Source organism: Streptosporangium sp. NPDC002607, assembly GCF_053592655.1.
On the sequence record NZ_JBSFWD010000009.1, the window covers coordinates 122732 to 148649 of the forward strand.

At 65.7% G+C, this 25918-nt stretch carries 18 protein-coding genes; 6 read left to right on the forward strand and 12 right to left on the reverse strand.

What is annotated here, in order from left to right; genetic code table 11:
- Positions 1-43: 43 nt before the first annotated feature.
- Positions 44-1621, reverse strand: a complete 1578-nt coding sequence (locus tag ACWD3H_RS13470; RefSeq protein ID WP_451955145.1) for a hypothetical protein — start codon at positions 1619-1621, stop codon at positions 44-46.
- Between the two features lie 406 nt (positions 1622-2027).
- On the opposite strand from ACWD3H_RS13470, the gene ACWD3H_RS13475 reads away from it, so the two are divergent.
- Positions 2028-3422, forward strand: a complete 1395-nt coding sequence (locus ACWD3H_RS13475) for a hypothetical protein (protein WP_451955146.1) — start codon at positions 2028-2030, stop codon at positions 3420-3422.
- 196 nt (positions 3423-3618) lie between these two features.
- On the opposite strand, the gene ACWD3H_RS13480 is transcribed toward ACWD3H_RS13475, so the two are convergent.
- Both ACWD3H_RS13480 and ACWD3H_RS13485 read right to left on the reverse strand, forming a co-directional pair.
- A complete protein-coding gene (locus ACWD3H_RS13480) occupies positions 3619-3855 on the reverse strand; it encodes a hypothetical protein (RefSeq protein ID WP_451955147.1) in 237 nt (78 codons plus the stop codon).
- Complete coding sequence (locus ACWD3H_RS13485; RefSeq protein WP_451955148.1) at positions 3852-4271, reverse strand: ATP-binding protein; 420 nt, start codon at positions 4269-4271, stop codon at positions 3852-3854. The genes ACWD3H_RS13480 and ACWD3H_RS13485 overlap by 4 nt, the downstream gene beginning before the upstream one ends.
- 252 nt (positions 4272-4523) lie before the next feature.
- Here ACWD3H_RS13485 and ACWD3H_RS13490 point away from each other — a divergent pair, with 252 nt between their 5' ends.
- The 3 genes from ACWD3H_RS13490 (at position 4524) to ACWD3H_RS13500 (ending at position 6224) form a co-directional block, all read left to right on the forward strand.
- Positions 4524-5351, forward strand: a complete 828-nt coding sequence (locus ACWD3H_RS13490; protein WP_451955149.1) for a helix-turn-helix domain-containing protein — start codon at positions 4524-4526, stop codon at positions 5349-5351.
- A complete protein-coding gene (locus ACWD3H_RS13495; RefSeq protein ID WP_451955150.1) occupies positions 5333-5554 on the forward strand; it encodes a DUF397 domain-containing protein in 222 nt (73 codons plus the stop codon). The genes ACWD3H_RS13490 and ACWD3H_RS13495 overlap by 19 nt, the downstream gene beginning before the upstream one ends.
- Positions 5555-5852: 298 nt before the next feature.
- On the forward strand, positions 5853-6224 hold the full coding sequence (locus tag ACWD3H_RS13500) for a hypothetical protein (protein WP_451955151.1): 372 nt from the start codon (positions 5853-5855) through the stop codon (positions 6222-6224).
- 110 nt (positions 6225-6334) lie between these two features.
- On the opposite strand, the gene ACWD3H_RS13505 is transcribed toward ACWD3H_RS13500, so the two are convergent.
- Both ACWD3H_RS13505 and ACWD3H_RS13510 read right to left on the reverse strand, forming a co-directional pair.
- Positions 6335-6907, reverse strand: a complete 573-nt coding sequence (locus ACWD3H_RS13505) for a hypothetical protein (RefSeq protein WP_451955152.1) — start codon at positions 6905-6907, stop codon at positions 6335-6337.
- Between the two features lie 320 nt (positions 6908-7227).
- Positions 7228-7446: a hypothetical protein gene (locus tag ACWD3H_RS13510; RefSeq protein ID WP_451955153.1), complete on the reverse strand. Its 219-nt coding sequence runs from the start codon at positions 7444-7446 to the stop codon at positions 7228-7230.
- A gap of 134 nt (positions 7447-7580) precedes the next feature.
- On the opposite strand from ACWD3H_RS13510, the gene ACWD3H_RS13515 reads away from it, so the two are divergent.
- A complete protein-coding gene (locus tag ACWD3H_RS13515) occupies positions 7581-7802 on the forward strand; it encodes a DUF397 domain-containing protein (protein ID WP_451955154.1) in 222 nt (73 codons plus the stop codon).
- A 172-nt stretch (positions 7803-7974) separates the two neighbouring features.
- Here ACWD3H_RS13515 and ACWD3H_RS13520 read toward each other — a convergent pair whose 3' ends face one another.
- Both ACWD3H_RS13520 and ACWD3H_RS13525 read right to left on the reverse strand, forming a co-directional pair.
- Positions 7975-8850: a hypothetical protein gene (locus tag ACWD3H_RS13520; protein ID WP_451955155.1), complete on the reverse strand. Its 876-nt coding sequence runs from the start codon at positions 8848-8850 to the stop codon at positions 7975-7977.
- A gap of 145 nt (positions 8851-8995) precedes the next feature.
- Positions 8996-14728, reverse strand: a complete 5733-nt coding sequence (locus ACWD3H_RS13525; RefSeq protein WP_451955156.1) for a LamG-like jellyroll fold domain-containing protein — start codon at positions 14726-14728, stop codon at positions 8996-8998.
- A gap of 541 nt (positions 14729-15269) precedes the next feature.
- Between ACWD3H_RS13525 and ACWD3H_RS13530 the strand changes: the two genes are divergently transcribed.
- Entirely contained in the window at positions 15270-18107 is a 2838-nt protein-coding gene (locus ACWD3H_RS13530) for a BTAD domain-containing putative transcriptional regulator (RefSeq protein WP_451955157.1), read from the forward strand.
- A 395-nt stretch (positions 18108-18502) separates the two neighbouring features.
- Here ACWD3H_RS13530 and coaE read toward each other — a convergent pair whose 3' ends face one another.
- From coaE to polA, 5 genes are all read right to left on the reverse strand, one after another.
- The gene (gene coaE, locus ACWD3H_RS13535; protein WP_355565759.1) at positions 18503-19102 is read right to left on the reverse strand and encodes a dephospho-CoA kinase; all 600 of its coding nucleotides are present in this window, start codon (positions 19100-19102) and stop codon (positions 18503-18505) included.
- A gap of 318 nt (positions 19103-19420) precedes the next feature.
- Positions 19421-19870: a GNAT family N-acetyltransferase gene (locus ACWD3H_RS13540; protein ID WP_364210302.1), complete on the reverse strand. Its 450-nt coding sequence runs from the start codon at positions 19868-19870 to the stop codon at positions 19421-19423.
- 246 nt (positions 19871-20116) lie between these two features.
- Positions 20117-21613, reverse strand: coding sequence for a 30S ribosomal protein S1 (gene rpsA / locus ACWD3H_RS13545; protein WP_350922732.1), 1497 nt, complete (start codon positions 21611-21613; stop codon positions 20117-20119).
- Between the two features lie 220 nt (positions 21614-21833).
- Positions 21834-22958 carry a polysaccharide deacetylase family protein gene (locus ACWD3H_RS13550; RefSeq protein ID WP_451955158.1) on the reverse strand — a complete coding sequence of 375 codons (1125 nt, stop codon included), beginning with the start codon at positions 22956-22958 and terminating at the stop codon, positions 21834-21836.
- Positions 22959-23188: 230 nt separating this feature from the next.
- Entirely contained in the window at positions 23189-25882 is a 2694-nt protein-coding gene (polA, locus tag ACWD3H_RS13555) for a DNA polymerase I (RefSeq protein WP_451955159.1), read from the reverse strand.
- Positions 25883-25918 lie beyond the last annotated feature (36 nt).

Below are 25918 nucleotides of genomic sequence, written 5' to 3' on the forward strand. Positions count from 1 at the left end.
GGAGAATCACATATCCAACCGTTTCATTTGATGAAGGTGGCCGCTAACCCGCTGGGCGCAGGACCCGTTCCCAGGAGGTGTGCGTGTCACGCAGGGCGCGTTCGCGCCGGTCGAGTGTCACGCAGATGTTGTCGCCGGCGAACGCCTCACGCCAGACGTAGCCCTGGATGCAACTACGCGGCCCGTCCGGGCCGTTCGTCCAGCGACCGGCCCCCATCATGTTGTCGGCGATCACCTGGTCGCGGACATCCTGGGTGACGCAGACCTGGTCGAAGTCGTCGGCTCCCCGCCAGACGAAGCCCGGTTTGCAGGCGTTGGGCCCCAGGACGAGCCTGGCCGGGTTGATCCGCGAGGCGGCGATGGCGTTGTCGGAGACCACCTGACGGCGCGTGCCGGCGGGCACGCACACTTTGTCAGACGGCGTGGCCAGTCGCCGCGTGTACGAGGGGGTGCACTTGCCGTTCTCCTCCCAGTTGGCGGCGTCCGCGGTGTCGGCCTGGGTCTGCTCATAGACGGCCGGTGTCACGCACACCAGGTCGTCATACGTCGCCTTGCGGTGGACGTAGCCGTTCAGGCACTTCTGGGTGAGGTTGGCGCTGGCCGTGACGACCGCCTCGTCCTGCCCCACGGAGTCGATCGAGATGCTGACCCCGTTGGTGTTCAGCGACGTCACGGGATTGCGCGTTATCCGGTCCTTCAGCAGGTACGACACGCCGTTCTTGACCTCGTGCAGCAGCACGATGTCGGCGGGGATGCCGGCGCTTTGGCCGGTTTTCTTGCGGAACTCCACCGTGTAGTAGTGGAACGGGTCGGCGGCGTCGAACGGGACGCGTACCATCCGTGTGCCGACCTTGCTGGGCTGATCCAGCGGTACGAGGCGCACGGTCCGGCTCGCCACGCCGTCCGCGCCGAGCGTGACGATCCGGTGCGGCTCCAGCCAGCCCATCTCGTCACGGGTGGGACCGTTGAGGCCGACCGCGCTGGTGCCGAACCTCTCCGTCTCGTACGTGTGGATGTGCATGGCGCTCATGATGTCCCACTCATCGTCGTACTCGCCGATCTGGGACCAGTCGGCGTTGCGGTAGGTGGGGTCGTCGGAGAAGGAGTGGTCCCTGTCGTAGCCGTGCAGCAACTCGTGGGTGGTGAAGCCGAGGTTCCAGGCGAGCGGGTCCAGCAGCACCCGCTTTCCCCAGCTGCCGGAGTCCACCGGGGCGTTGATCATGACGGCGGTCCAGTGGTTGGACGGAACGGTGTAGCCGGCGGCGGCGGCCGTCTGCACGCAGTCCTCGATTCGCTGCCACCGGTCCTTGGTCCTGGCCTGCTCCAGCGTGAAGGGCATCGTGTACCAGCCCTTCACCACCGATCCCGCCACGCTCGTCCGGCCGCCCGACTGGTCGGCCAGGTAGTCGGCGAACCCGCCGAGGCCCTTGCCCGCGTCGGTGAACAGCTCCCGGAAGAACTGCGGGGGCCTGGGCTCCTCCGGACGATCGGCGAACTTGCACAGCAGCACCGACCAGGGCAGGTCGCCCTGTACCGGGTACGCCTGGGCCGGCAGGGCGGGCACGCAGACCAGAGCGAGCAGCGCGATCGCGGCGGTCAGGAACGATCTTCGTAAGCGCATGGATCCTCTTTCGGGAACGCCTGAAACCAGACCAAGGTCTCAACCGCCGCTTGTTGCTCACTTGTACGTGAATGGAGACCCCTGGCTGGTCTCCGGCTCGCGCTGTCGCCCACGAAGTGACTGCCAGGCCGCCACATGCGAGGACGGCCCGGACCGCTGTCTTGAACCCCGTATCTCGGCTTTTCAGTGGTCCACAAGCCGCTTCCCAGCGCCGTGGGCGAGCATGCGACGGCAGGGTGCCGCCGCCGGAGAAGAGGGTGGCGAACGAAGTGAGCTCGGGGAAGACCTCGCGACACACACCGGAGTCGACGGCACGTGCCCAGACGGGCCACGGCGCAATGTCGTGGCCCGTCCGGGGCATCGGTCGCCGCCGTCCATGACATCTCATTGGTGAAACAAAGGTGCTATGAAACGTGTCATAACCCTGCTCGTCTTCGGCCTGCTCGCCGCGTTGTTACCGGGCCCCGCCCAGGCGGACACCGCAGTGAGGCAGCTGGTCGTCCACAGCGTCCAGGCCGACCCCACCTACACCGGGCTGTGCCGGGGAGCCGAGAACGGTGTCAAGGTGACCGCGCAATTGACCTACACCGGCCCAGGCGAGACCTATCTGAGGTACGAGGTGAGTGATCTCCAGTCCGCTGCCGACCTCGTCCGCTACCAGCAGGACCAGGACGGATCCGGCACGGTGGAATTCCTGGTCCCGGTGCCCGAGTCGGGGACCAGACAGATCACTGTCGTCGGCATGATGTGGAACGGCGACGGCGGCTGGGTCGACAACGGTCAGCCGGTACAGGTCACGATCAGCCGGACCTGCCAGGACGCGCAGGTGACCGTCGAGGCCGCGACCGACTTCCAGGGACTGTGCGGATCGGAGGTCACCACCCCGATCAAGGCAGTGATCACCTCGCCGATCGCGCAGACGGTCACCTACGAATGGCGAAGAAGTGGAACAGGGTGGGGATCTGCCCCACTACCGGGCAACGAGCCCCAGACACTCGTCTTCGACGGCCCGGGATCCCGCGAGATCGCCGGCGTCCTGCTCCGCACGCGCACGGGTTCGACCAACTACCACCTCGCCATCACCGCACCCGCCTCGTACCGCGGCCCGAATCGAAGCAGCGTGACGACCTGCGCGACCCCACCCGTCGACATCGCCACCGTGAGCGAGCTGAACTACGACGGCCCGTGCGGCCCGGACTTCTCGACCCCGCTGCGCGCCAAGATCACCTCCGGCAAGGGGACGACGCGCTACCAGTGGGTCGACGAAAACGAACAACCTCTGCTCGGGAGCGGTGTGCAGACCGTGCAGATCACGGAGAACGACGGCACACAGTACGTCGACGGCCCGCGACTGCCGCGGCAACGCCCAGCGGGCGGGAAGGTGGCGCTCCTGTTCCTTGACCTGAGCTCCACCCCCCTCATGTCCGGCCTGGCCGCCTGGTCCACGACCTGCCGGCCCCTCGCGACGCCGAATCTGACCCAGGTCGAGTTCACCAGCGAGCAGGAGAGCTGCGAGCTGCCCAAGCCCGCCATCTTCACATTGAAGGGCTCGATCACCGCGCTGGGGCCGGGCCCCATCCGCTACGCGTACGCGCGCAAGAGCGCCCAGACGAACAACGCCTGGGTCCGCGACCCGTGGACCTCGCTGACGCTCACCTCGGCCGGCACCGTCGACGTGTCCAAACAGTGGACGGTGCCCACCGGCCGGCGCGGGGAGCAGGGGTACTGGCGCCTTGAGATCGACGAGCCGTACGCGAGCGTGTCCGGTCAGGCCCGCTACTGGTTCTACTGCCCCGACTAGCGGTGAGCCTCCCGCCCCGGGCCGCCTCACTCCTCGAAGCGGTCCGGGGCATTGATTCGCCCTCCCGATAGGCATATGGATTACGCACCCCTGACACCTCATTTGGTCGCTTAAGGAAAGGGCGGGGGCGCGGGCAGTCGTCAACATATGACGCCTCGCGATTGATTGAATCAACGGCCTGCTCGACCGCCGAACCTCAGCCCGCGAACGACTGCCCCGGCGACCGATTCTCGCGCCTCCTCTCGGCTGCCAGGCGGCGGGCCATTTCACCGAGGGTGGTCGTGCACATCACGTTGGACAGGCCACTCTCCTCGGACAGACCATGGCGGCGTACCGCGTAGTAGCCGCCTCCGGCCGCCTCGGAGATGAGCCACTGCCTGCCGTACCGGGCGATCAGGATGGCCATCTCCCCGGGGGCCGGCACGTCGGTCACCGTCGCGCCAGCCGGAACCAGACGACGCGGCCCGCCGTGCCCTCGTGCCAGCCCCAGGACAGGGCCACCTCACTGACCAGCCAGAGCCCACGGCCGCCCTCGGCGTCCTGGTCCGGCTCGGCCGGGATCTCGGGCGCGCAGGTGGCGGAGCCCTTGTCGGCCACCGCTATCTGGACGGTCTCGCCGCAGTTCGCGACCACGATCGTCACCAGCCCGCCGGCGCGTCCCGACTCCGAGTGTCTTACCGCGTTCGACACCAGCTCGCTGACCAGAAGCTCGGCGTCGTACGTATCCCGCCGGCCCGAGTTCTCCAGCACGCCCCTGACGTATCGCCGGGCCGCGCCGACCGACTCGGCCACCCCGGGCAGTTCGACACTGCCCAGCAGACCGAGCGCGGGAACCGCTTCAGCGCCCATTGGATCACCGCTATTCCTGCGAGGTCACAGACGCCATGAATTCGCCTGTCACAATGTCTCCGTTAACCGGGCGAATTGTCCATTTAGTTCCTTGACATCGTCCGGATAAAGGCTTGGCACCACAGAGTGCACAGAGTTAGGCTGCCATTACAGAAAGAATCGACCGACAAATGAACGACGACCCCCTACATATGGTGTAGCCATTTGTCATTTATTTGACGGCCGACGTCATCAAAAGGTTGGAGAGATGACATGGGAAACGACCTCGACCCGCGACTGACACCGGCCCAGCGCTTCGGCCGCGAGCTGGCACGGGCCCGCAGGGAGGCGGGTCTGTCACAGACCCGGCTCGGCACTCACCTGGGCGTCTCGTCGTCGCTCATCGGCCACATCGAGATCGGCAACCGGAACCCCAGCCTTGACCTGGCGGCCCGCTGCGACGAGTTCTTCAAGACGGACGACCACTTCACCCACCTCTGCCGGAACATCACCGCCCCCACCGGGCCGCGCTGGTTCCTCAGATGGTCCGAAGAGATCGAGCCCCGCGCCCGCGTGCTGCGCTGCTGGGACCCGCTCCTGGTCCCCGGCCTGCTCCAGACGGAGAACTACGCGCGGGCCGTTGTCCGTGGCGGCCTGGCCGCCTCGGAACAGGAGGTCGAAAACCAGGTCAGCGCTCGCATCCGACGACAGCTGATCTTCAAAAGGGAGACCCCGACCATCCTGTGGGCGCTTCTCGACGAGTGGGTGCTTCGCCGCCCTATGGGAGGCCCGGAGGTCATGTACGAGCAACTCGACCATCTCGCCGTCGCCGCCGACTGGCAGAACGTGAAGGTGCAGATCGTTCCCCACGACACCTCCTGCACGACAGGGCTGCTGTCCGGATTCGTTCTCGCCGAACTCTCGGATGCGCCGACCGCCGTCTCCGTAGAGTCGGCCGGGGAAGGCGAAGTTTCAGCGGAGCACAGTCTGGTAAGTGTCGTCTGGGATAGATACGACAGGATCCGAACAGAGGCACTTCGTCCCAGCCAGTCGCTAGAGATGATCAAAGAAGCGAGGGACCAATGGAAGCAACAGATCTGACCGGCCTCGACCTCTCCAAGGCCGCCTGGAAGAAGAGCTCCCTCAGCGGCGAGAGCGGTGGAAACTGCGTCGAAGTCGCCGGCAACCTCCCCGGAGCCATCGCCATCCGCGACAGCAAGAACCCCACCGGCCCAGCCCTCACCTTCACCCCGGCCGAATGGCGTACCTTCCTCAGTGCCGTTAAGTCGGGCCACTTCGACTGACCTGCAGGACCACTCCAGGCTTTCGACTTCGTCTTTCTCCGAGGATCAGACGCACCCGATCGTTCCAGCGGTCGGGTGTCGGTCTTTGAGCCTCCCGTAGGCCCTCCACTCGGGTCCGTGTCATCAGCAGTGCGTAACGTGCGCTCCTGCGGCTTGTAGTAACGTCGAAATCAGTTTCTCTGAGCGGCAACGTCGCTTTCGGTCCCGATATATCGGGCGCGAAGTCGGAGGTGGTCACGATGCATCCGGCCTTACGACAGCCCCAGTCCGGGGCGTCATGGAGCCGAAAGGTGACCGTATGAGCAAGACCGACAAGACCCGGCCCTGGTGGGTGCGGATGGCCGACGCGCCGATGGCGACCTGCCTGCCCGTACATGATCATCGGTTCGGGCCGTGCACACTGCCGAACGAGATCACCGCTGACAACGCCTCCCTGGACCACCGCACGAGCGGCTGTTACTGGAGCGCCACCGACTACGCCTACCACCTGTTCAGCTATGGCGACGGGGGCCGGGAGTGGTACCACTTCCGACGCGAAGAGCGCCGCCGCAGCCGTCACCAGGCACGTCGCGAGCTGCGCGCCTATCACGGCGAAGACCGAAAGAAGGCGGAGGGCCGGATATCAGCGGGCGCTGCCCCTTTCCCCTCTGATTCGAGGGGTTCGAGCTGATCGGGCTCGGCCTGGTGCCGGTGCAGGACCAGCACATCGGGGCGGCCGAGCCGCAGATCCCCTGCTGGACGACACCCCGCAGTTGCGCGTGGACGGCGGGATCGACCGGCTCAGAGCTTGATGCCCTTGATGATCTTCGCCAGCTCGGGTACGAGGGGCCGGCTGGCCATCACGGTGACGACGACGCCCTCGCGCTCGACCCAGCCCGCGTACCGGCCGTGGCCCAGCGCGCCGTCACCCACCTGGGTGAGTACCTGACGGCCGCCGATCTTCACGGTCTTCGTGTCGCCGGAGAACCTCCCGATGTCAAACGGCGCGTTCTTGAGCTGCGCCGGCTCGCTCGCCTTCGGCCAGCACACCACCCTGACCCACAGCGACCGCTGCCGGGGGTCCGTGTCGGAACGGTCGTCACTCCACTGGTAGCCGTACTCGGTGATGCCATCGTGCTTGTTGACGACGACCTGGCCGTATGTGAAGCCCTTCGGGATGTGGTTGACGCGGACCCCCTTGATGGCGGTGACACCCCTGGGCGGCTTGTCGGTCTTGCTGTCAAAGGACCGCTTCGCCTCCGCCTTGGTCGGGACGGGACAGGCGGGGCGCTCCGCAGCCTGGGCGGGGGGCGCCATCAGAGCCGCGGCGACGGGCAGTACGGACAGGAGGGCAAGCTTCTGAATCTTGTTCATGCCGGCTTTGACTCGACAGGTGTGAGGAAAGTTCGGCTCTGTCGCTGATCTTGTGATGTGCTCTCCAGCTCCGCAGCAGGATCTGCCCGCTCCACCACCACGTCCGCCAGGTGAGGTAAGAAATCCTCGACGCCGCTTGTCTGAATGCACTCGGGAAGTGATCAAAGTCATGAGATCAGCGACAGGGCCTGTCGACTCATACCTGGCCCCTGGACGTGAACACCGCCTCCCGGGCACGCGGGCACGCGAATTAAATCGCTGGGCGAGCGGTGACGTGCCGCACGGAATCGGGCTGAGGGCAGTGATTCACCCGCTTGATTTCAGAATCGATTCTCGCGCTTCCTCTCGGTCTCCAGGCGGCGTGCCATTTCACCGAGGGGCGCCGTGCATATCACGTTGGGCAGGTCATTCCTGCCGAGAAACTCCTCGGACAGGCTGTGCCGGCGTACGGCGTAGTAGCCGCCTCCGGCCGGCTCGGAGATGAGCCAGTGCCTGCCATAGCGAACGATCAGATCGGACGCGTCGACCGCCGTCTCCATAGAGTCGGCGGGAGAAGGCGAAGTTTCAGCGGAACACAGTCTGGTAAGTGTCGTCTGGGATAGATATGACAGGATCCGATCAGAGGCACTTCGTCCCGGACAGTCGCTAGAGATGATCAAAGAAGCGAGGGCCGATGGAAGCAGCAGACCTGACCGGTCCCGACCTCTCCAGGGCCGTCTGGAAGAAGAGCTCCCTCAGTGGCGGGAGCGGCGGAAACTGCGTCGAGGTCGCCGGAAACCTCCCGGGGGCTGTCGCCATCCGCGACAGCAAGCACCCCGCTGGACCGGCCCTCGTCTTCGCCCCAGGCGAATGGCACACCTTCCTCACCGCCGTGAAATCGGGCCACTTCGACTGATTGGTTAGATCGCTCCCGGCAACTCAGTTCGGAACCTAGTGCCTCGCAGCGTCACGCGACGGCACACATCAACGACACAAGGAACATTAAAGGAAAGCCGCAGGGCCAATCACCGAGCATGAACTACTGACGAATCAAGGCCAATATTGAGTAGCAAATCGAGTCCGGGCGATCAGTATTCCAGGATTACATCAGTCACTCTAAGCCACTGCACTCGGGAATCATCCTGAAGCTTTCGAAGATCTTCTGAGCTTGCAGTAATGACGAAGCCTTGGATCAGCCCACTAAGGGCATGTCTGCGAATATCTCTCAAGTCTAGACCAAATGCCTTTAGGGCCTGAGCATCTTCTTCTTCAAGCGAAGACGCCCAGCGCTGAAACTCCTCCACATGCGATGCTCGGCCGCCCGAGCACGAGAAACCGCGTGTATCGCATATACTGCCCGACCATGTTACCGGTTTCTTATCGACAGTTCCGCTTGCACTAAGAACAATCGCACTGACTCGGCTATCGAAAATCCCCCAGTCACTGTCGAGATCCTTTTCGCTTGCGGGAGCCTTCAAGCTCACAACCGCAGTTGCGTGCACCGGAGAATTGAGCGCGCTCAGCAATCTGCTTGTGTATCGCCTTTGCCGCTCAGTCCTAACCGCATCTAATTTAGAGATACTATCAAGAGCTTGAGTGGTCAGCGTTTCATTCAGCGGCACCCATTTGGCGAGGGGATCAGCGCCCAGATGGATTGTGGTTGCCGAACGGTACCATTGCGGCGTGAACCTCAAATCTGGCACTCTAGGACTGATCAACATATCGATCGTACCACCCGCCCCATCGATATCGAAATCATCCGGATCCAAACCAAAAAAGTCGATGTAATATCCCGGATTCGCAATGCCAAACGCATTCACCAATACGCGACGGGCGTCAGCCGAATCGGAATATCGACTCCACGGGCCGCGCCAATAGGTGGAATTCAGCCATACACCCACCCCGACCACGCATATTAGTACCGCAACCAAAGCGGCGCGCACTGGATTCAATGCTCTACTCACGCATTCCTCCTCATGTGATCCAGTACTTCAAGAATGCATGTCTCTTGAAATCCGAACACGTCTTAGATCCGCATCAGCTTTGCGATCCGAAATTCGGCAGGGAGGCGCCCTCCCCGGGGAGGGCGCCTCCCTGCCGCGCCAATTCCTAGGAGTCCTTCAAGGACAGGGTCGGTTTATCGGGAACGCACCTGAGATTCCTAATCGGATGCCCCCATCCCCACACAATCCCCGTCGACTTCATGTCACAGCGATAAGAGTGACCTGCCTTCGCATAATACGTATGATTCTTTCCGGCTTCCTTGTATGTGAAGTCAACCCTCAGTCGACTGGCCATCCGATGGGAGTAGTTGTCTATCTGACAGTTGCTGCTGCTCTGCTCCATGCACTTCATCCAGATTTCAGCGCGCGTGGCCTTATCGTCGACGATGTTCGGCACAGAATCAGCCCAGTTGTTCTCGGCCCGACTGATACACGTTTCGCCTTCGCTCGCGCCGCCGTAGGTGAACCCCACGTTCGCACTGCTCTCTGATTGACCGAACGTGAGCCCACCGCTTATTTGCGATTGATTCAGATGATGCAGGAAGCAGGCCCCGGCTCTCATCTCCATGGCTTTAACCTTTTTGTCCTCGATTTCGTATGATTTCTTCAGCGCTTTTAGAAGGGCTGCCGCAAAGGGAGGCCTAGGTTTATTGGGATCCCAGTCGGCCCAGTTCCCCGGAAACAGGAAGAACCAGTTCTCGAACCTCTCCATCTCCATATACTTGAGGGGCTGACTGCGATAGAGATCCGCTTTCTGAGGCAATACGGAGACGATCGAGGACTGGAGGAACCAGTTTTTCTTCCCTATGTTCTGCACCACTTGGCAGTAAATCTGGTATGGAGTGTGATCGCATCTGTGCGCGAAATTTCCTGGAGACTTGGGCAAAGGAAGGGACCCAGCGGATCCACCCCCACTACTACCCGCAGAAACGCCACAGACCTCCTGGGATGTCCCATCCGGATTGACGAATCCAGAGCAAGGGTCGTGCCCGTCGCTTGAGTCCTGATAGTTCGGCAGTGGAACATCGATGATGGTGAGGCCACCGCACCGGTCGAATACGAAGATAGACAAGGTCGATTCGCTGGGCTCGACCGTGCCTGACGTGGTCGCCACCGACTCAGCCCGGACCACGCTCGGTGTGGAGCTCGCACCTGTCTCGGACCAACTCCGCTTGACCTCGGTGGTTACGCGGACACTGCCGTCGGGCATGGCCTGTACAACTGTGTTGGCCAGTTCAACCGTTGACCCGGTTCGGGTTTTGCCGGCCTGTTCCAATTCCTGGTGCTCCTGAACCAGGGCGGCGTTCAGCAAGGAGAGCTTGGCCGTAGAGGGTGCACTGGGGGTAACGCCGGCGGCATCCCAGATCGTTTCAGCCTCGCCTTCGAGGACCGCGTCTTGGGCCTGGTAATACGCCTTAATCCGTTCGAGGTACTCCTGAGCACCTGACGCCCCCTCAACAGCTACGGCCATAGCTGAATTACCAGCAGGTCCAAAGTTGCAGGACCCACCACCATTGCTGCCGCCGGGAGGCGGTGGCGGCGGCACAGCCTTGGTGGTGGCAGTGGTCGTTTCCCAGTCGCTCTTACCGAATGCCGTCCTGGCGCGGACCTTGATGGTATAGGTCTTGTTGTTGGTCAGGGAGCTGATAGCTGCATACGGATCTGTAACGTCGAGAGTCTTAACGACGGCGCCCTCGCTGTCCGTTACTTCAACGTCATAACCATTCAGCATCGCGATGCTGCCGTTGGATTCAGGCAGGCCCCAACTTGCGACAGCGCTGGCGTCGCCGCCGGATGCAGTCAGATTGAGCACCTCGCTGGGGGCCCCGGCCGGAAGATACGTGAGAGCCAGAGACGGCTGCTCGGTTGACGCGGGGGCGGCGAAGGCGATGACTTCGTCCTTGTTGGATGTGAGGAGTAGCCAGTAGAAGGCGCTGTCGCCGATGTCGGCCTGAGGACCGCTCAGCGGCAGCGTATATGGCGTTGTGCCTGTATCCACATCGCCAGCCAGGTCCGCCCCCTTCGATTCACTCGTCACAGGGCTCTTTAGCTGGGAAACGGTGATCATCGCGTCGCTTGGGCAGGCGCTTGTCGCACAGATCGGAGTGCCCAGTTTAAGGATGCCCTCAGAGATGGTCGCGCCGTCCGGCATTTCATCGAGATTGACTCCGATGACCGCGGCGGTCTTGTCGATTCCGGTGCCGCCGATTCGGATCACCGTGTCATCAAGGAGCGTACAAGGTGCCCCGTCACACGCGGTGGGGTCGACCTTGGCGGTCTTGATGACGAAGTTGTCCTTGAGCAGGGTCAGATGCCGGACGTCTTCGGCGGGTGGGTCGGTCGGGGTGCCGGGAGTCGTGAGGCTGACCGGGGTGGTCTTGGCGGTGCAGACCTCTTCGCCGTTCTGGGTTGTGGCCTGAGTATCGGCAGGCGCCGCTGATGCTGTGGCGACCTGGGCGGCGCCGTTGTAGAGGGTGGTGATCTCCGCTCCGGTCAATGACTTCTGGTAGAGGTGGACGTCGTCGATGATGCCCTTGAAGTAACTGTTCTGAGAGCCGTTGGCCTTGGTTCGGCCGATGTGGACGTTGCCGGTCGCATCCCAGCTGCTGGTGTAGGCGGTCTCGGCGTTCAGCACACCGTCCACGTACAGGCGGATCTTGTTCGCGGTCGCGTCGTAGACACCGGCCAGGTGGGTCCACTGGCCGGCCACCGCGTTCTGGGTGGACAGGGCGCGCACGGGGGTGGCACCGGTGGTGTCGGACTGGTACGTGACCATCCGCCACTTCTTGTCACCGGAGGAGTAGGCGAGCTTGAAAGCGCTGTTGACCGCGCCGTCCTGGCTGACTATCGCGTCTTCCCTGGTCGTGGCGTCCAGACGGGCCCACGCGCTGACCGTGTAGCCGGCATTGGTGTGGACCACTGGCCCGTTGGTGGCCCCGTAACCGGAGGTCCCACCCAGTACCAGTCCGCCCTGGCTCTTACCTGTCCCCCACGAGGCCGCGTTCAGCGTGACCGTGCGACCGTTACCGGAGGAATCGGCCGCGACGGTGCCACTGCCCTCGTCGAAGGCCCAGCGTGCCTTCTGCTGGGGATCCGAGGTGGGGGTCGGAGTGGGGGTCGGAGTCGGAGTCGGGGTGGGTTCGGGTGTGCTGCTTTCCTGACCCACGCACGCCTGCATCTGCCAGGTGTAGGTCCGGCCCGCCTGGACGGTGTTCTCCGGGAGTTGGAACGAGGCGCGCTCCCCACCGTTGACGGTACGCCGGCCAAGCGGGCTGGACCCTACGGGGAAACCGCCGTTGTCGTAGAGGAAGTACTTGGCGGTGACCGGGCCGCCCGAGGGACGGTTCACCATGCCCGACAGGATCGGCCTGGTCGGGTCGGCCATGCCGGTCTCGGTGTCGGTGGGCAGCATCGGGGCGTCGCTGGTGATGCGGTAGGCCGGGCTCTCGTTACACGAGGGCTGGGTGACGCCGCTGCGGCAGGCCCGCACGACGAACTTGAAGCTGGCCGGGTTGTCGAGGGTGAAGGTCTGCTCGATCACCTGCCCGGAGGGCTTGGCGTTGTAGCTGGTGGCGGCGACCTCGCCGTACAGCTTCTTGATGTCCTGCAGGGACAGGGCGCGCTGGTAGAGGCGCATGTCGTCGACGGCGCCCTGCAGGAGGTTGAGGCCCGACTTGTGGCCGCCGACGCGGAACGGGCCGCTGGTCACGGTCTCGGACGGCTGGTAGTCGGCTTCGCCGGAGAGCACGCCGTCGACATAGAGGCGGATCTTGGAGGCGCCGGCGTCGTACACGGCGGTCAGGTGCGTCCAGGTGTCGGCCGTGGCCAGCTTGGCCGAGTCGACCCAGACGCCGTAACCGGTCGTGCCGCCGGTGCCGGACACCTGTAGCCGCCACTTCTGGTAGCTGCCGCCGAGGTAGTAGATGCTCAGGCCGAACGGGTCGCCGTCCTGGCCGGCGACGTACTGGACGGCTTCGCTGTCCTTGAGGCGGACCCAGGTACTGATGCTGAAGCTGGAGTTCTGGTTCAGCACCGACCTGCTGGTGGCGGCGTAGGAATCCGGTATGCAGCAGCCGTTACTGCCGGTCATGTCGTTCAGCTGTAGCGCGCCGCCGAGTTTGCCGGTGGTGGCCGTTCTTCTGCTGCCGGTGTAGGTGGCGGTGTGGTTGTTGCCGCTGGCATCGGCCGCGGCGGTGGCCCCTGCGGCTTCGTCGAACTTCCAGTGCGCCACATGCCCGGTGGGAAAGGCGGGCGGGGGCAGCATCGTGGAGTCGTTGACCGCGACGGTGTAGTCCAGGTTGGTGCCCTCTGGCACGCTGGACTTGAAGCCGACCTTCACGCTGGTGTTGCGGGCGATCGCGTCGTTCCCGTCCATGGAGTCGATCGACTCGGCGGTGACCGTGGGGATCTCCGGCGGCAGGAAGTAGGACACGGTCAGCTTCGGCCGGGTGCCTCCGACCTTCTCCGACGAGTGGAAGTAGACCCACCATCCCGAGTACAGGGCGGGGTCCGTCGTGCCCTTGCCCGACAGCCGGATGCCCTCGTTGGGCTGGCCCGCGGCCCACGCCTGGGCCATCGCGGTGACGCTCCAGGTGAAGGTCCTCGGGATCCAGTTGCCGTTGTCGTCGACCGACGCCGTGTCCGGGCAGAGCTGGACGGACGAACCGAAGCTGGTCACGGACGGCTGGTTACTCCAGCCCACGTACGGCGGCCAGGCCGAGGTCACCCGCTTGGCCTCGATCCCCGCGGGCCCGTACCAGCGGCAGCCCACGAGCTGGTCCGCGTACATGTCCAGCCTGGCGCTGCCGACGGACCTGCCCACCAGCGGTCCGGTGTCGAACTTGAGGAGCGAGTGACTGTAGGTGAGCGTCCCTGCGGAGTTGGTGCGTTCGATGCTCGTCACCAGCCTCTCCGAAGCGGGCGAGGTGTCGGCGCCGGCGGCGTTGCTCACCACCAGGTCGCTCTGCAGGGTGAGCGTGGTGGTGGGATCCACCGTGACCGGATACCTGGTCGCCGGATCGGCGAGGAATTTCGGATCCGGAGTGAGAACCAATACCTGGCCGTCCTTCTCCTTCACCACCCGCGTGTCGATTTTTCCGGTACGCGGCGGAACCACACCGGCGTTTTTGGTTTCGGCGGGACTGGGACCAGCATCAATTATCACCGGCTCGGCTGCCGACGCGACTCGTTTTCCCTTGGCATCGGTGAGTTCGAGTCCGCCTCGCTTGCCTTCGGCGAAGTCGAGTCCGTCTGTCTCGACCGGGATGCGGAACTCCACCGGCTCTTTAGGTTGCTCCCGTAACACCACGTCATGCCGGAATCCTGTGGGCAGGGCCGTGACGACGAGATCGGCTCCCTGACCTGCCGCGTTGGCAAAGGTCGCGACGTTTCCCTCGACGGTCGGCTTGGGCAGTTCGGTCGGCCAGCTGAATGAGACTTTCTGCCCGTCACCGCGTTCCATGGACGCGAAAGGACGATCCGCGCCGCCCGCGGAGAACTCGACTTTGGCCTTGGCGAGTTTGGGTCTCAGGACCCCGTCCTGCTCCACCAGGGTGGTGTCGATCCAGGCCCACGATCCGTCGGCCTGCTTGAGCTGGGCCGGACCGGCGTACGACTGTGTCGTCAGATGCCCGTCGGGATAGGCCCAGGTGCGTGACCCCTCGGTGTAGGCGGCTTGGACCTCCACCGGCTTGTTCTGCTTTTTGGCCTCCTCAAGCGCGGCCCTCAGCACCGCGTCGGGATCCTCGGGGCGGGGGAACTCCGTCGTCTTGGGTACGGCGGGAACGGCCGGGTTATCGGGTCCGGGGTCTGCCTGTGCGGGGATGGAACCACCGGCCACCAGAAGTGATGCGGCCAGGGCCGAAACGGTTACGACCGTAAATACGGTCCGCTTCGGTGGTTCACGCCGTGGCGGCGCGAAAGGGCGATTCGGTAAGGGGAACCCCACCGACTACCTCCAATGATTGCGGGAGACCGGCCGGGGGTTCGGAAACAGGAACACCTGACCAGTGATGATCGCCACAAGCATCACGGTTGGTGCTGTTGATCTTGTCATATAAGATGTCGTGATCTTGTTAATCGATTCACGACTATCTGTTTCTCGCAGGGAATGTGCAGTTGAGCAGAGGTACGACGGTAAACATCAGCGGAATGGTCGGCGAACACCGTCCTGCGGCGACCGTGATCAGTCGGGGGTTGGCATGGAAATTCGCGTTCTCGGTCCGGTCGACGTCTGGCGCGACGGGCGTTCGATCGCGATCGTCGGGCCGAAGCAACGGACCTTGATGGCCGTTCTGGTCCTGCAGGCGAACAGGACGGTCTCTCACGATCGACTTTTGACGGCTCTGTGGGGAACGAAAGTCCCGGCCTCCGGCCGACGGTTGTTGCACAATCATCTGTGGTCGCTGCGGCGCCTGCTCACCGGCGGCAACGCCATAATGAGCACGCCCACCGGTTACTCCCTGCGACTGCGGCAGGGCGCCTCCGATCTCGACGTCTTCGTCACCGAGACGGCGCTGGCTCGCTCCGTGCTGTCCACGGGTGATGCCACCCGCGCCTCGGAGGGATTTCGCCGGGCGCTGTCGCTCTGGCGTGGCCCCGCCCTCGGCGGTACTCACTCCGAACTGCAGGCAACGGAGGGTGCGGCACTGGAAGAGCAGCGCCTCGCCGCGCTCATCGGTCGCGTCGAAGCCGATCTCACCCTGGGACGTCACTCCGAGTTGATCGGTGAGCTGCGTCTGCTGGTAACCGAGCATCCACTGAACGAGAAGCTGCGCGGCCAGTTGATGCTCGCGCTCCACCGCACCGGTCGTACGGCAGAGGCTCTTGAGGAGTTCAGGATCTGCCGCAGGCACTTCCGCGACGAACTCGGCCTGGAACCCGGCGAGGAGGTCGCCCGGATCCACCAGACGATCCTGTCCGGAGACTCCGCTTCCGGCACCGCCACGGTGGGACAGGCCCCTCCCGCACCACATGTGCCCCGGCAGCTACCCGCCGACGTCTCGCGCTTCACCGGCCGGGTGGAGAAGCTGCGTCAGCTGGACATGCTCCTGTCCGGGGAGGAAGGCAGCACAACCGTGGTGATCTCCGCCATCGCGGGCACCCCCGGAGTCGGCAAGACCGCCCTGGCGACACATTGGGGGCACAGGGTCTCCGCCCGGTTTCCGGACGGGCAGCTCTACATCAACCTGCACGGCTACTCACGAGGGCGGGCCATCACGGGAGGGCAGGCGCTGGGACGGCTTCTCCGTGGACTCGGCGTGGTCGAGGACGAGATCCCGCACGACCTCGACGAACGCGCGGCACTCTACAGGTCACTGCTGGCGGGCAGGCGGATGCTCATCGTGCTGGACAACGCCGCCGCACCGGACCAGGTTCGCCCCCTGCTGCCCGGCTCCTCGCCCTCCCGAGTCGTGATCACCAGTCGCGACGCCCTGCGAGGCCTGTCCGTCACCCACGACGTGCACGGCATCTCACTTGATGTGCTGCCGGCCGGTGAGGCGATCGCGCTGCTCAACAACTTCCTGGGCGGAAGCGAGGCGGCTCGCGAGGCGGATGTCATCGCCGAACTGGCCCGGCTCTGCGGGTATCTGCCGCTTGCCCTGCGACTGGCGGCGGCACAGCTCGCGGGCGGGTCACCTGCCCGGATCAGGGAGTTCGTCGGCAAGCTCCGGCAGGAGAACCGGCTGACCGTCCTGGATCTCGACGAGGATCCAGGGATTGGTGTTCGCACCGCACTCGAAGTGTCCTACCGGAGCCTCCCCGCGCAGGCTCGGCGAGTGTTCCGGATACTCAGCCTGCATCCGGGACCGTCCATCGGGCTGGACGCCGTGGCCGCCCTCAGCGGCCTGCCCCCCGAGAACGCCGCCGCGACGGTCGAGACGCTGGTCAACACGCATCTCCTGCAGGAGGACAGTGAGCGGAGGCTGTCGATGCACGATCTTGTGCGTGTCTACGCGGAGGAGCGGTGCGCCGACGACGAGGCCGCGGACGACCGTGACGACGCCCTGACGAGAACACTCGACTGGTACCGGCACTCGGTTCTGAAGGCCATGGACCATCTGTCACCCGTCGACACCACCTCTCTGGCGATCGCTCCGGTGGACGGGACGCCGGACTTCCCGGGTTTCGACGAGGCGATGGCCTGGCTGGAACGAGAGCACCACACTCTCGTGGCCGTGATCGTCCATGCGGCGCGGCGAGATCGACACATCCACGCCTGGCAGACCTTCAGCAGGTTGTCATGGTTCTTCTACGCGAGAAACCATCTTGACGACCTGCTCATGACGGGCGAGATCGCGTTGTCCTCCGCCCGCCTGATCGGTGACCGCTCCGGCGAGGCCGAGATCCTGAGCGACCTTGGCTACGCCAAGATGTTCACCGGGCGATACGCCGAGAACCTCAGCCACCAGGAGGAGGCCTTGGAGATCCGGCGTACGTCCGGCGACCGGGCGGGAGAGGCGAAGGCGCTGCGGCACGTGAGCTACGCCCTGTACCTGGCCGGACACCCCGCCAGAGCCATAGAACTCGGCGAGCAGGGCCTGACCCTCAACCGCAGCCTTGGGAACCGGATCGATGAGTTCGCCACCATGGACACCTTGGCGATCAGCTACTTCACGATGGGCCGGTTCGGTGAGGCGCTCAAGATCCTGTCGGAGTGCGTGAGCCACTGGCGGGAAACCGGCAGGGAGTACGACGAGGCCTACTGCCTCATCCAACTGGGCCTCGTCCACGCGAAACTGAAGGAGCCGGCGCCCGCCCTGGACTGTCTGCAGCAGGCGTTGCTCCTGGGTCGTGACCAGGGCAACCAGCGCATCGAAGTCGACGCGCTCAACGGCATCGCCACGGTCCTGCGGCAGCAGGAACGTTACCGCGAAGCCCTCGACCACCATGAGCAGGCGCTCGACCTCGCAAGGAGCCTGCGGAGCAGGCCGGTGGAGGGCGAGATGCTCTGTAGCCTCGCGGAAACCTGTCTCACGGGCGGGGACGCCCAGACCGCCCTGGAACACTACCGGGACGCCGCCCGCTACGCCGACGAGGAGAACGACGTCTACCAGCAAGGATTCGCCCACGAAGGACTGGGCAACACGTTGCGGGCCCTGGGGCGGACAGCCGAGGCCGCGGAACACTGGGAGACCGCGTTCGGCATATTCGCCCCCATGGGTGTTCCCCAGGCCGACGAGATCAAGAAGCGAATGCTTGAGGCCGGTCTGAGCTGACCGCACCCGTGTCACATGACGATGCCCTGGTTTCGGGGCGGGCCAGCGGGCCTGCCCCGAAGGCGCCTCTCAGGGGATGAGCAGCAGTGCCGCCACGGTGACGGGCAAGCACACCACGACGAGTTCGGATGCCGAACCGGTCGGCTTACCGTGCTAACCCGCTGGGCGCAGGACCCGCTCCCAAATGGCGGCCCCGCCAGCTGCTTCCCGACTCCTGCTGTCGCCCACGAAACGACCGTCAAATCACAACCCATGTCTCGGACGGCGTTGGAGTGCCCCGAAGCGCGCGTCCCGAGCCGTCTCCTTTCCAGTGGTTCACAAGCCGCCTACCGTCGTCACCCGACATCGTGGGGCGAGCGTGCGACAACGGGGGCCGCTGTCCGACCGAACCTCGTTCAGGCGGCGGCGCGGGCGGTGAGGTCCTTCCAGAGGCCGTCCATCCTGGCCTCCAGTTCCTCCAGGGTGCCCTCGTTCGGCACCACGATGTCGGCGATCTCCAGGCGCTCCTCGCGGGTCGCCTGAGCGGCGAGCCTGGCCCTGGCGTCCTGCTCGCTCATGCCGCGCAGCTCGACCAGCCGGGCCACGCGCACCTCGTCGGCGGCGTCCACGACGATCACCACCTCGTACATGGGGGCGAGCCTGTTCTCCGCCAGCAGCGGGACGTCGTAGATCACGATGCTGCCGGGGGCCGCCTGGTCCTGCAGCTCGGCGACCCTCGCGCCGACCAGCGGGTGCACGATGGCGTTGAGCGAGGCCAGCTTCTCGGAGTCGGCGAAGACGATCGAGCCGAGCTTCTCCCGGTTCAGCGAGCCGTCCTCGCGCAGGATCTCGGTGCCGAAGACCCCGACCACGCGCGCCAGGCCCGGGGTCCCCGGCTCGACCACCTCGCGGGCGATCTTGTCGGCATCGATGACCACGGCGCCTCGGCAGGCCAGCCGCCGGGAGACCTCGCTCTTGCCCGACCCGATACCGCCGGTAAGCCCCACCTTCAACATGATCCGCAGCATACGCGGTACGGATCGCCCACCGGCGGCCTGGTCCTCACATTCTTCCGCCGGGCCAGGCCGGAGACCGTCCCGACCGCGCCTGAGGCGCCTCGCCGCTTACGCCCCCGCTCTCCGCCGCCGCACAGGACGGTCGGCGTCTCCCTCGTCGCCCGGGGCGGGTCATCACATCCCGTCTCGCACACCCGGTGGCCCGTCGGCGGGCGGGCCAAAGCTGTCCTCTGCGGCGCCGGAGGCGGCATCTGCCACCCCTTTTGTACCGGTGCGGCTTTTGTGTCGTCCGCCGTATCTGAGGGCCTCTGAACGTCCCTACAGCTCCCTGCGCATGTGTACCAGCGTCAGGTGGTCACTCATCCGCTCCCTGCGGGTCTCGCGGTAGCCGTGACGGCGGTAGAGCCGCTGGTTGCCCTCCGACAGGTGCCCGGTGAACAGATCGAAGGCGAGTGCCGCGGCGGCCTCGTCGTGCAGTGCCGCCAGCAGCTCGCCGCCGATCCCCGCGCCCTGCCTGTCCGGGGCGACCGCCAGGCGGCCGACCAGGCAGGTCGTGCCGGACATCCGGCCCCGGATCGCGCCCACGATCCGCGTCCGGTCCCGGGCGACGAGCACGATGGCCGTCTCGACCGCGCTGCGGACCTGGTCGACCGACTCCACCAGGGGCGCGATGAAGGGATCGCCGTAGAGCTGGGCCTCACCCACGTGGGCGGCGCGCTGCACGGTCAGGATCTCGCCTACGTCCTCGGGCTCCGCCCACTCGATCATGACCACGGCACCTACCCTAGCGGGCGATCAAGGTTCGCAGAGGCCCCCTGAAGAGCGCCCGGGGCTACGCGGAACACCGGGTCGTAACCAGGAGACACGACGGAGGGCGGTTCCCAAGACGCCGCGTCGGCGGGGAGGCATCGGGTCTAAGGGCTCGAACAGCCACGCGGTACCGAAAAGACGCCGGGAACGCGGGAAGGGCCCCGCCGGAGCGGGGCCCTTCCGTTGGAACTTCTACCGCACAGGTCAGCTCTGGCCGCCCGCGAGCTTCTCGCGCAGGGCCGCGAGAGCCTCGTCGGAGGCGAGGGCACCCGCCGCCGGAGCGGAGGAGCCGCTGCTGGAGCTGCTGGCACCGGTGGACGGGGTCTCACCGGAGTAGGACGTGGGGGCAGCCTCGCCCGCCTCGGCCTCGGCCTTGCGGGCCTCCTCGACCTGCTTCTTGTGAGCCTCGAAGCGGGTCTGAGCCTCGGCGTACTGCCGCTCCCACTCCTCGCGCTGCTTGTCGAAGCCCTCGAGCCACTCGCCGGTCTCGGAGTCGAAACCCTCGGGGTAGATGTAGTTGCCCGACTCGTCGTAGGTCGCCGCCATGCCGTACAGCGTGGGGTCGAACTCGACGTCGGCGCCGATCGCACCCTCGTTCGCCTGCTTGAGCGAGAGCGAGATCCGGCGGCGCTCCAGGTCGATGTCGATGATCTTCACGAAGATCTCGTCGCCGACCTGGACGACCTGCTCGGGGATCTCGACGTGGCGCTCGGCCAGCTCGGAGATGTGGACCAGGCCCTCGATGCCCTCCTCGACGCGGACGAACGCACCGAACGGCACCAGCTTGGTGACGCGACCCGGGACGACCTGACCGATCTGGTGGGTACGGGCGAACTGCTGCCAGGGGTCTTCCTGCGTCGCCTTGAGCGACAGGGAGACGCGCTCGCGCTCCATGTCGACGTCGAGCACCTCGACGGTGACCTCCTGGCCGACCTCGACGACCTCGGAGGGGTGGTCGATGTGCTTCCAGGAGAGCTCGGAGACGTGAACCAGACCGTCGACGCCGCCGAGGTCGACGAACGCACCGAAGTTGACGATCGAGGAGACGACGCCCTTGCGGACCTGACCCTTCTGCAGGGTGTTGAGGAACGTCTGGCGAACCTCGGACTGGGTCTGCTCAAGCCAGGCACGGCGGGACAGAACCACGTTGTTGCGGTTCTTGTCGAGCTCGATGATCTTCGCTTCGAGCTCGCGGCCCACGTAGGGCTGGAGGTCGCGGACGCGCCGCATCTCGACCAGGGACGCCGGCAGGAAGCCACGCAGGCCGATGTCGAGGATGAGACCACCCTTGACGACCTCGATGACGGTGCCGGTGACGATGCCGTCCTCGTCCTTGATCTTCTCGATCGTGCCCCAGGCCCGCTCGTACTGAGCGCGCTTCTTGGACAGGATCAGGCGGCCTTCCTTGTCCTCCTTCTGGAGAACAAGGGCCTCGACGTGCTCGCCAACCTCGACGACATCCGCCGGATCGACATCGTGCTTGATCGAGAGCTCACGCGAGGGGATGACGCCCTCGGTCTTGTAGCCGATGTCGAGCAAAACTTCGTCTCGGTCGACCTTGACGACGGTGCCCTCGACGATGTCGCCGTCGTTGAAGTACTTGATGGTCAGGTCGATCGCTGCGAGGAACTCTTCCTCGGAGCCGATGTCGTTGACCGCTACCTGCGGGGTGCTCGAGGTGGCCTCAGTGCTGCTCGTCATGTGTGGAGTTGCTCCGAACGCGGACAGATGTCGATGTGGCGAACGCGCGGCAGGCTTCTTACCGTCAGCCGAAGAATTCACATCGGCGTGATCGAGCGCGAGCCCACTCCGTCCGAGACACGCGCGAGCCCACAACGCAGCGATCAGCATATGAGACGAGACGGGTATGGTCAATCCGACGACACTACGCTCCCGCGTGCCGAAAGGATAACGATCTCGCCTAATAGGCGTTGATCATCTGTCTCCGGTCAGCCCTGATACTACCCCGAAGCCCCCGTGGGATGGAGATGCGCTCGGGGTCGCCGTCCGCCGTGTAGCGCTGGCGAGGGTGCTTGTTCAGCCACTCCAGCCAGTATTGGGAACACCATTTCCGGCACTCGCCTTTTTTACCATTGCTCTGGATCCGCTGGACCGATCGCCGGTCGTAGTTCTTGGTGAACGGCGAGACCGACGGCTCGGCACCGGCCAGGAAGACGGCCTTGAACCGGTAGGAGACTCCCTGCCACCTTCCCGACTGCACCGTGGACCTCTTACGGGGCATCGCGCCGAACGGCAGCGCCATCGTCTCGGAGGGGGGAACGCCGAGCTGCTTCAGCAGCCGCTCGACCCTGGCGAGCTGCTCGGCGATCTTCTTCTTGGGCAGGCCCGGCAGGTAGGGGTGGCCCCAGGTGTGGTTGGCCACCTCGAAACCCCGCGAGGTCAGCCACTGCACGGCCCGCGCCTGATCCTTGGCGTTCTGCAGGCCGAAGGGCTGCTGGTTGACCCAGAAAGTGGCGACGGGCCGGAAATCTGGGTGTTTCTTTGCCACCTGATAGATGATTCCGACCGCGGTGTTCCTGGCCGGGGTGCCATCCGCCTCCAGCGCGAAGTGGCTGGGGTGACCGTCGTCGAAGGTCAGCACCACCGGGTACTTGCCCGCGGGGATGTCCATCCTCCCGGCGGCGAACTCCCGCGCGGTGACCGGCACGTAACCGTCCCTGGCGAGCATCTCCAGCTCCTTGCGCAGCTGGGCGGGCGTGCGGTCGATCGACGCCAGCCGCTTGCCGATGATCCGGTGGTACATCAGGATCGGGACCATACCGGCCTCGTTGGCCTTCACCTGCCGCGCGAACTCCGCCGTGGCGGTGACCGGCGGCGGCAGCTCGGCCGAGGGAAGGTCGGGCGTCGGCGAGGGCGTCGCGGGCGGCTGGGACGGACCGGGCGCCGCCTTTCCCGCCCCGGAGGCGCCCGGGGCGCCGGATGGGGCAGGTGGGGCGGGAAGCACGAGGAGCACCACCACCGCCACCGCGACGACCACCACATTGGTGAGCATGATGATCTGCGTCAGGGGGATTGAACTCCGCACAACACTCCCAGGCCCATCGAGCTTATTCGGACTGGATCACCAGCCTAGAACAGACTCGGACAGGCCCGACCAATCGGTGGAGTTCAGCCCTCCATGAGAGGCGGTCACCCGCCCGCTCGGAGGTGGTCGTCGGTGCCCGGCACCCGGCGGGACCCGCGGGGAGGAGCAGGCGGCGTTCATCCGGTCGGCGACCGGCTCGCGCGAGGTCCCCGGCCCCCTGGGTGCGGCCGTCAGTGTCCGGCGTCCTCCCAGGTGCGGCCGACGCCCACCGAGACGGCCAGCGGGACACGCAGGGCGTAGGCGGCGTTCATCCGGTCCGTGACCAGCTCGCGCAACGTCTCCAGCTCACCGGGGGCCACCTCGAAGACGAGCTCGTCGTGGACCTGCAGCAGCATCCGGGAGCCGAGCGCCGCCTCCTTGAGCGCGCCCTGCACGTTGAGCATGGCGACCTTGATGATGTCGGCCGCCGAACCCTGGATGGGCGCGTTGAGCGCCATCCGCTCGGCCATCTCGCGGCGCTGGCGGTTGTCGCTGTTGAGGTCGGGCAGGTAGCGGCGCCGCCCCATGATCGTCTCGGTGTAGCCGTCGTTCCTGGCCTGCGCGACGATCGCGTTGAGGAAGTCGCGGACGCCGCCGAACTCCTCGAAATACCCCTCCTTGAGCGCTCTGGCCTCGGAGACGGGGATGTTGAGCTGCTCCGACAACCCGAAGTCGGACAGTCCGTAGGCCAGGCCGTAGTTCATCGCCTTGATCTTGGCCCGCATCTCCCCGGTGACCTGCTCGGGCTCGATGTCGAAGACCCGGGCCGCGGTGGCCTGGTGGAAGTCGTGCCCGGACTCGAAGGACGCGATCAGCGCCTCGTCGCCGGACAGATGGGCCATGATGCGCAGCTCGATCTGGCTGTAGTCGGCGGTCAGCAGGGTCTCGAAGCCCTTGCCGACCACGAAGCCCTGCCGGATGCGGCGGCCCTCGGCGGTGCGGATCGGGATGTTCTGCAGGTTGGGCTTCTCCGAGCTGAGCCGCCCGGTGGCCGCCACGATCTGGTTGAACGTGGTGTGGATGCGGCCGTCGTCGGCGATCTCCTTGATCAGGCCCTCGACCGTGACCTTCAGCTTGGCCTGGTCGCGGTGGCGCAGCATGATCGTCGGCAGCTCGTGCTCGGTCTGGGCGGCCAGCCAGGCCAGCGCGGGGGCGTCGGTGGTGTAGCCCGTCTTGGTCTTCTTGGTCTTGGGCAGGTTGAGCTTGACGAACAGGATCTCCTGAAGCTGCTTGGGCGAGCCCAGGTTGAACTGCTCACCGCCCACGGAGGCGTGCGCCGCCTCGACCGCCTGCTTGACCGCGGCACCGAACTCGGCCTCCAGGCCGCTGAGATACTCCCGGTCGGCGGCGATGCCGGCCCGCTCCAGCTCGGCCAGCACGGTGACGAGCGGCAGCTCCACGTCGCGCATCAGGCGGATGCCGCCCAGCGGCTCCAGGAACGCCTCCAGCGCGTCGGCGAGCTCGCCGACCGCCAGTGCCCGCAGGGCCAGGTCGCGGGCGCCGTCGTCGTCCTGGTCGTCGAAGAGGCTGGTCTGGCCGCCGTTGTCGGCCTCGCTGCGCAGCTCGCGCCGCAGATAGACCCGCACGAGGTCCTCCAGCGGGAACGAGCGCTGCCCGGGCGTCGCCAGGTAGGCGGCGAGCGCGGTGTCGCAGGTGAGGCCGCGCAGCTCCATGCCCTGCGCCCACAGCGCGAGCATCGGGCCCTTGGCGTCGTGCACCGCCTTGGCCTTCGAGGCGTCGGCCAGCCACGCGCGCAGGGCCGCCTCGTCGGCCTCGGTCAGCGTGGTCGGGTCGATGAACGCGGCCCCGGCTCCGGCCGCCGCGACGGCGATGCTGTCGACGCGGCCGGTGCCGCTGCCGTACGCGCCCTTGAAGGCCAGGCCGGCGCGGCCCTCGGGCAGCGCGCGCAGCCACGGGTCCACCTCGTCGGGGCCGAGGGTGACGACCTCGACCTCGAAGCCCTCCTCGGTCTCCGCCTCGGGCGAGCCGATCGTCTTGAACAGCCGGTCGCGGATCTCGCCGCGGAACTCCAGCGTGTCGAGGATCTTGTTGATCTCGTCGCGGTCGGCCGCGCCGACCGTCAGCCGGGAGATCTCCTGCTCCAGCGGGACGTCGCGGATCAGCTGGGTCAGGCGCCGGTTCATCAGCACCTGGTCGAGGTGGTCGCGGAGCTTGTCACCGACCTTGCCCTTGACCTCGTCCACCCGGTTGACCAGCTCCTCCAGCGAGCCGAACTCGCGGATCCACTTGGCCGCGGTCTTCTCCCCCACGCCGGGGATGTTCTTCAGGTTGTCGCTGGAGTCGCCGCGGATGGCCGCGAAGTCGGGATACTGCGCCGGGGTGAGCTCGTACTTCTCCAGGACGGCCTCGGGGGTGAAGCGGGTCATGTTGCTGATGCCGACACGGGTCATCAGCACGGTGACCCGCTCGTCGACGAGCTGCAGCGCGTCGCGGTCGCCGGTGACGATCAGCACGTTCATGCCCTGCTCGGCGGCGCGGGTGGCGAGGGTGGCGATCAGGTCGTCGGCCTCGTATCCGGCCAGCGACAGGTGCGGCACGCGCACCGCGTCGAGCACCTCGTGGATCAGGCTCATCTGGCTGCGGAAGCTGTCCGGACTCGCACTCCGGTTCGCCTTGTAGTCGGCGTACTCCTCGTGGCGGAACGTCGGCTCGGAACGGTCGAAGCAGACCGCCACGTGGGTCGGCCGCTCGTCGCGGAGCACGTTGACCAGCATCGAGGTGAAACCGTAGACCGCGTTGGTCGTCTGGCCCGTGGTGGTGGAGAAGTTCTCCTCCGGCAGGGCGTAGAAGGCCCGATAGGCGAGTGAATGCCCATCCAGCAGCAGGAGACACGGACGAGTGGGGGTCGCTTCGTTCTTCGGCACAGCGAAAGCCTAGTCTCCTGGTACGACAGAACGCCT